The 1,227-nt window shown below is 70.5% G+C and carries 1 pseudogene; it reads right to left on the bottom strand.

The annotated features are described in order from the left end of the window. A pseudogene (locus ACOJUJ_RS28610) lies at positions 1-1,227 on the bottom strand (hypothetical protein); the annotation flags it as partial.

Here is a 1,227-nt window from a genome sequence, read left to right as displayed (position 1 = left end):
AGCGCCGTCATCCCCGCCGGCGGCACCGTGTAGCCCAGCGACTCGAACGCCGGGGCCAGCCGCTGGTTGATCTTGTAGCGGCCCACGCGGCCCAGGTCGTAGCGCTTGTTCAGCGACTCCTCGGTGTACTCCGAGTAGTCGGTGCTGGCCACGTTCGCCTTGCCGTCGGCGTTCGTCTCGCCCGCCACGAACAGCGAGGTGCGCGGCTGAAACAGCAGGCGCCAGACGGCGATGTACACCTGCACCACGCGGTTGAGCTCGTACACCAGCACGCGGCTGGGCTTGCCGCCCTTTTCGGCGCGGTCGTCACGGAAGCTCTCCCACACGTACTTGATGCCGCGCTCCTGCGCAAAGCGGAGCATGCGCTCCTCGGCCGACCGCTGCGCCTCGCGGCTCATGGGGTCGACGGGCTGCGCGCCGCGCTCCTGCCACGCGTTCAGAAAGTCGGCGACGTGCATGATGGCGTCGCCCTCGGCCAGGAACTCTTCCTCGGTCCACACGTCGGGCGCCGGGGCCGTCCCCGGGCGAACCAGGTTGTGGATGGCGAACAGCGAATCCAGCGTGCCGCGCGTGGGGTCCTTGCCCAGCGTGGCGCGCAGCGCCGTGCCGCTCTGCCCGCGGGCCCGGAACACCTGCACCGACTCGATGCCGCCGCGCAGCAGCCGGCCCAGCACGTCGCCGTTGATCTCGTCGCCGGCGCGCGCGATGAGCGCGGTGCCCACCACCGGCAGGTGGACGATCCCCGCGTCGCGGAAGGCGTGGTACAGCTCCGCCGTAAGCCGCCGCCCGCGCTCGAACACCTCGCCGGTGGAGGGGAGAACGATGTCGCGGTACAGCACCGGGCCCTCGGGGCCCAGGACCGTGGGATCGGGAACGTCCTCGGCCAGGAAGCCGTGGAACACCTCGCCCCGGCGCCCTTCCTTGGTGCCCGCCGTCTCCAGCGCGCCCAGGGCCACGCTTTCGCGGTCCAGGAACACGCCCAGCACGTCGGCGTCGCGGCTGAAGCCCACCGCGCGCAGCAGCGCCGTGGCGGGGAACTTCTTCTTCTTGTCGATGTGCACCGCCACCACGTCGTGAATGTCGAGCGTGAACTCGACCCACGAGCCGCGGAAGGGGATGATGCGCGCGCTGTACAGCTTGCTGCCGTTGGGGTGGATGTTCTCTTCGAACACCACGCCCGGCGAGCGGTGCAGCTGGCTGACGATCACCCGCTCGGCGCCGTTGATG

This window comes from Longimicrobium sp. (genome assembly GCF_048594345.1).
GTDB lineage: Bacteria > Gemmatimonadota > Gemmatimonadetes > Longimicrobiales > Longimicrobiaceae > Longimicrobium.
Note: the sequence above shows the minus strand (reverse complement) of the source record. Positions and strands in the feature narration are given on the sequence as shown.